This is a genomic window from Psychrobacter sp. AOP5-GZ1-6, from assembly GCF_052376345.1.
In the GTDB taxonomy this organism is placed as follows: Bacteria; Pseudomonadota; Gammaproteobacteria; order Pseudomonadales; family Moraxellaceae; genus Psychrobacter.
Genome location: NZ_JBQSVP010000144.1, coordinates 1 through 7,802, shown reverse-complemented (window position 1 = coordinate 7,802; position 7,802 = coordinate 1). Strand labels below are relative to the sequence as shown.

At 40.8% G+C, this 7,802-nt stretch carries 7 protein-coding genes; 4 read left to right on the top strand and 3 right to left on the bottom strand.

The window, feature by feature from the left end; genetic code table 11:
* Positions 1 to 567: hypothetical protein (locus tag ACT3RN_RS13440; protein ID WP_444518713.1), on the top strand; the 567-nt coding region annotated here is incomplete at its 5' end.
* Positions 568 to 807: 240 nt separating this feature from the next.
* Here the strand turns inward: ACT3RN_RS13440 and ACT3RN_RS13435 are convergent.
* Complete coding sequence (locus ACT3RN_RS13435; protein WP_225739294.1) at positions 808 to 1,581, bottom strand: M48 family metallopeptidase; 774 nt, start codon at positions 1,579 to 1,581, stop codon at positions 808 to 810.
* Positions 1,582 to 1,972: 391 nt separating this feature from the next.
* Between ACT3RN_RS13435 and ACT3RN_RS13430 the strand changes: the two genes are divergently transcribed.
* The 3 genes from ACT3RN_RS13430 (at position 1,973) to gorA (ending at position 4,773) form a co-directional block, all read left to right on the top strand.
* Entirely contained in the window at positions 1,973 to 2,761 is a 789-nt protein-coding gene (locus ACT3RN_RS13430; RefSeq protein WP_192520403.1) for a threonine/serine exporter family protein, read from the top strand.
* Position 2,762: 1 nt separating this feature from the next.
* On the top strand, positions 2,763 to 3,215 hold the full coding sequence (locus tag ACT3RN_RS13425; protein ID WP_192520402.1) for a threonine/serine exporter family protein: 453 nt from the start codon (positions 2,763 to 2,765) through the stop codon (positions 3,213 to 3,215).
* Positions 3,216 to 3,408: 193 nt separating this feature from the next.
* Positions 3,409 to 4,773: a glutathione-disulfide reductase gene (gorA, locus tag ACT3RN_RS13420; RefSeq protein WP_192520401.1), complete on the top strand. Its 1,365-nt coding sequence runs from the start codon at positions 3,409 to 3,411 to the stop codon at positions 4,771 to 4,773.
* Positions 4,774 to 4,874: 101 nt separating this feature from the next.
* On the opposite strand, the gene ACT3RN_RS13415 is transcribed toward gorA, so the two are convergent.
* Positions 4,875 to 6,743 (bottom strand): AMP-binding protein, encoded by a 1,869-nt coding sequence (locus ACT3RN_RS13415; protein WP_192520400.1) that lies wholly within the window; start codon positions 6,741 to 6,743, stop codon positions 4,875 to 4,877.
* Between the two features lie 36 nt (positions 6,744 to 6,779).
* Positions 6,780 to 7,688 carry an SDR family NAD(P)-dependent oxidoreductase gene (locus ACT3RN_RS13410; RefSeq protein WP_192520399.1) on the bottom strand — a complete coding sequence of 303 codons (909 nt, stop codon included), beginning with the start codon at positions 7,686 to 7,688 and terminating at the stop codon, positions 6,780 to 6,782.
* Positions 7,689 to 7,802 lie beyond the last annotated feature (114 nt).

The window sequence follows — 7,802 nt, the reverse complement described above, 5'->3', positions numbered from 1 at the left end:
GAATTTGTTAATTATTTTATAACATTTTTAAGTAGGATTGACTATATTTGGGTACCATATAGCATGTTGAACGGTTTGAGGGTAGCTTCTAAAGAAAGTTTCCAATACTTTATTGATATCAGTATTGGTGTGTTAGTTCTATTAGAAATCATAATACTGAGCTCAAATACTGTCAAAGTCCCTATAGCTGAATTTGTAGGTATTAAGGATGCTGAAGCTCAAATTTATGAAGTTTCACAGACAGACTATGAGGAACTGAATCAAAAAATCATTAAATTTTGGAATATCAGTACAATTTGTAGCACAAATGATAAATGCACAATAGTAAGCTCGGACTACGATAAAAACTGTGTCGAAGATTGCAAAAACCCTGTCTATTTACATGGACAAGTGGTTTTTCGAGACTTAACAAATGCTGTTGTGTGCCCGCCAAACTACAAGTTTGGTAAAGCGATGAATGATCGATGCCTATTGATTGAACAATCAACAATTAAACCAACGTCACAAACTGTTGAATCATTAAAAGAAAACAACCACATTGAAGTAAACTCTTTTGTTTTAGATTAAACAAACTCTCTTTCAACATTCATCACCCTTGCATCCACCGTACGTTCTAGCTTTTCCTCAATTTGACTACATTGCGACTCGACCTCACGTTTAGACAGTCCAACGATCACAAACGCCTATTCACTGCCATCATGACGTAAGCCTAAAACAAACCACTTTGCGATATTTACCTACAAAAAAAGCAAGTCTTGCGACTTGCTTTTTTAATACTATCTAACGAACTGCTTACTGCTAAATACTTTATTTAATAGCCGCCTGATAGATTGGCATCACTTCAGGCAATAAGGCTTCAATCTTAGCGATACGCTGACCAGAGTTTGGATGCGTAGATGTCAACGTAGCTAAAGTGCTGCTACGACCATTTTCGGCTTCCATTTTTTCCCATACTGTAACTGCAGATTCTGGATTATAGCCTGCTTGCGCCATCAAACGTAAACCACCCGCATCAGCTTCTGACTCTTGACTACGAGAAAACGGCTTATCAATACCTAAGTCACTAATTAAACCTAGCGAATCATCACTTAATCCTGTTTTTGACTGTAGTTGCGCACCACCTAACTGCATCGCTAAACCAGTTAGAACCTTTTGCCCTGCGTCCTTTTTACCGTGCTCAGCTAATGCATGGGTCATTTCATGTCCCATAATGGCAGCGATTTCTGAATCAGTTAACTTTAGCGTCTCTACAATACCTGTGTAAAAAGCCATTTTGCCACCAGGCATTGCCCAAGCATTTAGTTCAGGCGACTTGATAACCGTAATTTCCCAATCAAAAGGTACACCTGTTGTATTAGCCTGAACCGCATAAGGCTTGATACGGTTAAACACTTTTTTGACTCGAATGGCGGTCGAAGAAGTATTGTCTACTGCGCCTTGACTACTGGCTTGAGAAACCACTTGAGAATAGCTTTTTGCCGCATCACTGTTTAGGCTAGCAGTATCATACCCTGCCATATCAGCTACTGTAGTACAGCCCACCAAAGTAGTAATAGTGGTTAGCAATAGAGCATTTTTCATTTTATTAAAAGTCGTCATCATACGTCCAAGTTAAAAAGTACAGTTGAATCAGATAACTAAATAAAGGTAACAAACTAAGAATGTCACCAATATGTAAGTATTGTGTCTGAATTACTGAAAGAGATTATCACTGTATAAAACAAAAGTCCATTAAATTAATAAACTATCATTTAGCGATGCAAAATTGCTACCCAAAGAGCACTTTGGAACAAGGCCTAGTTATATAAAACCTCTTTTCATATTCATTTTTTTCATACTTATACGCTATCTCTCTTTGCCAAAAAATCTTATACTTTATCTTAGCTTTCAATATAATGTCATAATATCTGCTCATGACATCTATACCCTTTATAATAGCGTATCAATACCAACCAACTTGCGTATCTAGCCCATGACTTCAATCAGTTACGTACAGCAGCAGCACATTACTCGACTATGCGTGCGCTGCGGACTACTCCTTATGCAATATGGTGCTGAGTCTGCCGTAGTGGTGGATTTATCCAAACGCCTAGGCATCGCATTAGGGATGAATAGCGTAGAATGTTCGCTCAATTTTAATGCGCTAACGCTAACCACCATCTGTGATGAGCGCTGTATTACCACCACCAGAGACACAATCAATCAAAGCATTAATGTCAATTTATTGGTTCAAATCCAGCAAATTGTCAATAAAACTGAAGCGGCAACCAACAATAACGAGCTTATCGACCTCACCACCACTGCCTTTGATAAACTAGATAAGACGGTTTATCCAACATGGATCGTATGCGTTTTTGTGGGTGTGTCTTGTGCTGCATTTGCTTATCTTAATGGTGGTAGTTGGGCCATTACAGCTGTGACTTTTATCGCTGGTATGGTCGCAATGTTTACGCGTATTTATCTGTCCAAACATCATTTTAATCCGTTTATTACCATTATTGTGACGGCATTTATCGCATCGCTGATTGGATCAACGACTTACTATTTTAATGTGGGTGATAGTGCCGATATCGCGGTTGCCTCTAGTGTGCTACTGCTAGTGCCAAGTTTTCCGCTCATCAACTCCCTATCAGATATCTTAAAAGGTTATGTCAATATTGGGATTGGACGTGCGGTCTTTGCCTATATGCTGACGCTATCCTCTTGCGTGGGTATTGTGATGGCTTTGATCTTGCTGCAAATACAGCACTGGGGATTTTGATATGTGGCTGATTAAAACGATTGTGCTGTCCAGTATCATCACCCTTGGCTGGACACTGATGTTCACCGTACCTAGACGCTATATCTTGCCTTGCTTGCTCATGACCGGTTTTGGGTTTGGGCTAAAAACCGCCCTTGTCCATCAGCATATCCATCTCGTGGTTGCTAGCTTTTTTGGCGCCATGCTTGCTAGCTTTTTGGGTGTGTATTTTTCTAAAAAGTATACTCTGCCCCCAAAAGCACTCATTTCGCCAAGTGTGATTTGTATGATGCCCGGTATCGCCGCGTATAAGGCAATGGTCAGTATGGTGCAGATTGGCTATTTTGGCTATTCAGATGCACTGTTTAGTCAAATGATGGTTTATTTATTTGAAGCTTTATTTGTCACTTCTGGATTGGTGCTGGGTTTATCCATTCCTGGACTGTTATTTTATAGACGTCGTGCTATTGTTTAGGTGAGTTTAAATATATAAATACCTAACTATTTCTGACTAAATAATACTCATATCTAAGTGATTCAACCCACCTTGAGCATAAAAACTTGTAAGATGAATGATAGTACCCATTACAGTAGAGTCCAAAACAATCATATTCAAAACAATACACTTGAAAACTGCACCAACAATCACTTAATAAAGAGACCCCATTATGACCAAACATTATGACTATATCGCCATCGGTGGCGGCAGCGGCGGTATTGCCTCAATCAACCGCGCCGCAAGCTATGGCAAAAAATGCGCCATTATCGAAGCCAATCAACTGGGCGGTACTTGTGTAAATCTAGGCTGTGTCCCTAAAAAGGTAATGTGGTATGGCGCACAAGTTGCTGAAGCCATTCATAAGTTTGCTCCAGATTATGGTTTCGATGTAGATGTTAAAGGTTTTGATTTCCCAAAACTGGTACAGAGCCGTCAACAATACATCGAAAACATTCACCGCTCATATGACAACAACTTGGCCAAAAATGGCGTTGAAGTCATCAAAGGCTTTGCAAAATTTGTCGATACCAATACCGTAGAAGTAAATGGCGAACTGATTACCGCTGATCATATTTTGATTGCCACAGGTGGTCACCCGATTCAACCAAATATCAAAGGCGCAGAATACGGCATCGATTCTGATGGTTTTTTTGCGTTGAATCATTTGCCAAAACGCGTGGCGATTGTAGGCGCAGGATATATCGCTGTCGAAATCGCAGGTGTGCTAAACAGTCTAGGCGCTGAAGTGCATCTGTATGTACGCAAACACTCGCCACTACGGGCATTTGATCATACTATCGTAGAAACCTTGCTGATAGAAATGGAGCAGTCCGGCATTCAACTACATACCAACACAGTGATAAGCGAAGTCAACAAAAATGACGATGATAGCCTGAACTTATCTACCAATGACGGCGGTGAGGACTGTATCGAGACAGTAGACTGTTTAATCTGGGCGATTGGTCGTGCGCCTTCTACAGACAATATCAATCTGCAAGTCACTGGCGTCGCGACGACTGAGACGGGCAAAATCAAAGTTGATAAATTCCAAAATACCAATATCGATAACATCTATGCCGTTGGTGATATTATCGAAAACAGTGTTGACTTGACGCCAGTGGCGATTGCCGCAGGTCGCCGCTTGTCAGAGCGCTTGTTTAATGATAAGCCTAATGAACACCTAGACTATACCTTGATACCGACCGTTATTTTTACCCATCCTGCTATCGGTACCATTGGCTTATCAGAAATTGATGCTGTTAATCAATTTGGTAAAGAAAATATTAAATGCTACTCTTCAACGTTTACCGATATGTATAGCGCCGTCACCCAACATCGCCAAAAATGTACTATGAAGCTTGTGTGCTTGGGCGAGGAAGAAAAGGTCATTGGCTTACATGGTATTGGTTTTGGCGTCGATGAGATGATTCAAGGATTTGCTGTCGCTATTAAAATGGGCGCAACTAAAGCTGATTTTGACAATACGGTTGCCATTCATCCAACTGGCTCAGAAGAGTTTGTGACGATGCGTTAGTTGATGAAGCACTCATTTTATAAGCTAGTGTTGCAAAAAGGCTACTCTTAATAGAGTAGCCTTTTTCAGTTTGGGCTGCATAACCCAAACAATGAGATGGTTTATCTTATCGATTCACTATAAAACCACTCTTTAAGTTTCGCATGGCTCACCTTCCCCGTCTTTGTTATGGGTAACTCATCCATCAATACAATCTGTTGAGGCATCTGATACCGTGCCAGCTTAGGCTTCAACCACTGCATCAGTTGCAAAGCGGTGATTGACTCACTATTCCTTGAAAAAACGTTTGAATCTACCAAGCCAACAAAAGCGACGAGCCGCTTACCAAATTCATTATGGTCTATCGCAATAACGGCAACTTGTCCAATATGTGTGTGCTGTCTAAGCGCATTTTCAATGTCTAGCGGATACACGTTTTCACCACCAGATACGATCATGTCATCGGCACGGCCTTTTAGAAACAGATAACCTTCTACATTACAAGAGACCAAGTCACCTGTACTAATATAGTTGGTCTCGCTGATATTTTCAGCAGTATGGGTGATGGCGTTATTGTCCATTGACCATGCAGTACCTAGGCTCAAAACACCAATAGCGTCATCGGCCGACCGCGTTTGATTGGCAGTACTTGAGTTGGCCTCAATCGGTAATACTTTCAAACGTACACCTTTAATCGTTTTACCAACACTATCAGGATAACGGTGCAAATCAGCTGGAGTCGCCATAACGCCAAAACCTGATTCTGAGGTACCATAGAGATTGAATAAAGTATCACCAGTATGAGCCAAAGTCTGTGTCGCAAGATTGGCGTCGAGCTTAGCGCCACCTGAGATTATCCGCTTAACAGAACAGAAAGTTGAATGATAAAGAGTTAAGTTATGAGTAGCGTCTTTGGCTTCTATACTGCTGAGCTGGTCATATTTGCGCTGCTTGAGTGTGTCTTCATCAAGCAAACGCTTGAGCATAGTCGGCACTAAAATAAGCGTTTCAATCTGATGATGGTAAATCAGGTGACTGGCTTCAGCACTGTTAAATTTATCACTGAGAAAGATACGAGCAGACAGCAGTACTGAAATAATAAGCGCTGACAATCCATAGCCATGATAGAAAGGCACGGCAATATAGACAGAATGATATTTAGCCAGTTCTACTTTATTTAACAATGCCAAAAACGGCATCAGCATCGCAAGCGGTGACGGCTCACGTTTGGCAAATTTGACACGACCACTGGTACCGCCTGTCAGTACATTTATTTTACCTGATGACTGGCGTGCGAGTTTATGGCCGTTATTTTTACGCTTAGTTCGCCCTCGCTGAGTATCATGTTTTACTTTTTCTAAGTTTGCTATAAGAAACTGGTTTAATTCTTTGGTACTAACCACTATTGGCGCTGTCTCTAATTTGAGCGCTGACAGCTTTGAGACGATGCTAACAAACTCATCATCACAGATCAGCATATCGTATGCTTGTTGCTGGATAATTTGCTCGATTTGATCATGGCTCATATCCGTATTGAGCAGCGTGATATCAGCACCAGTGCGTGCAGCGGCAAATAAAACTAAAACGCTACTGCTATGATTAGCGCAAAGTAACGCCACGTTTGCTTTATGGCCTGAATGACTGCTGGCCTTAGCATACCGGCCCATCTGTAATTTTTCATTGAGATAAGCAGCTAGTGATAGCGCTAATTCGTAACTCTGTTGATAGCTGTACTTCTGATTTAACGTGTTTCTATTGGGTGCAACATGGCTAGCAAATTCGAGCAATACCATCAGATTTTCGCCATGCTTATAAATAGATCTAATGACACAAAAAATGCCTTTCGGTGTTAGCAGGCCGATACGATACAGGTTGCGAATACTAGTAAATATCCAGCTCAATAATGAAGGCGATGTTGACTGACTGTCTTCGCCCTTATTATGCTGCTTATCACTCTGATCACGATGGCTATGTTGATAGCTGTTAGACATTGATAAATCTCTACTTTCAATTTAATACCAGTTTAATCAGCGTGACTGATGACGATAATAACTGCGAACACAAAACTCTAATGGTCGTTTGAATAGCAAGGCTAAAATTTCGATAGGATATAACCACCAAGGTTTAAAGCTGGATTTTTTATGAATAATCAGACGACCAATCACAGCTGCGACTTGCTCAGTAGTCATGGTAGGTGCTGATTGGTAGATAGCCGTTGGCGCGATCATACGAGTGCGAACCAGTGGCAAATACAATGTGCTGGTCGTTATTTTTTGCGCATATAGTTCTGGTGCTACTGAACGAAACCACTGATCAAAAGCAGACTTAGAGGCTTGATAAGCAGACCACTTAGGCATTGGCGGTAGTAATACATTGAGTGCGGATACATTGATGATTTGCCCTTGATTGATACCAAGCTGCGGTATCAAACCTAAGCATAATTTGACAGGAGCTAGGTAATTCAGACTAATAGTGCGTTCATAGTCATGACCACGATCAAGCGAATCCATGACAGAGCGCATGATCGACTTGCCAGCATTATTAATAAAAATGTCTACGCTAAGCATGTGCAAAAAATGCATGAAGCGTTTGAGTGATTTATCATCTCTTAAATCTATTGGATAGATACTGACCGATGCACCAGTTTTATGGATATGAGCTTGTACCTGCTCTAATTTTTCCGTGGTTCTACCGACCAATATTAAGCTAATAGGCATGTTATTAGCTGTACCCAAGCTTGCCAACAGGTAAGCAAGTTGCTCACCAATACCATAGCTTGCACCTGTGATCAGTATGGTCTTACCAGCTAGCTCATGAGCCAATCGCTGTTTTTCTTTACTGGATAAATTACGGCTTGGAAAGAGCAGTCTCTCAAACAGTCTAGTGCTCAACCGTTGCTTATGGATTTTGTCTGTATGTGGGCTGTACTGGTTCATAATGAATCAATAATGTGAGTTATATTAATGTGAGTTATATTGAGTATGCGCTATTAGAGCATGTCATCAATTAGTAGATTAATGCAATTTATGACACGCCCTAGTTTTATAAAT

Coding starts and splice junctions, on each gene's coding strand:
- ACT3RN_RS13435 (WP_225739294.1), bottom strand. CDS start 1,581: ATGAAAAATGCTCTATTGCTAACCACTATTACTACTTTGGTGGGCTGT.
- ACT3RN_RS13430 (WP_192520403.1), top strand. CDS start 1,973: ATGACTTCAATCAGTTACGTACAGCAGCAGCACATTACTCGACTATGC.
- ACT3RN_RS13425 (WP_192520402.1), top strand. CDS start 2,763: ATGTGGCTGATTAAAACGATTGTGCTGTCCAGTATCATCACCCTTGGC.
- gorA (WP_192520401.1), top strand. CDS start 3,409: ATGACCAAACATTATGACTATATCGCCATCGGTGGCGGCAGCGGCGGT.
- ACT3RN_RS13415 (WP_192520400.1), bottom strand. CDS start 6,743: ATGTCTAACAGCTATCAACATAGCCATCGTGATCAGAGTGATAAGCAG.
- ACT3RN_RS13410 (WP_192520399.1), bottom strand. CDS start 7,688: ATGAACCAGTACAGCCCACATACAGACAAAATCCATAAGCAACGGTTG.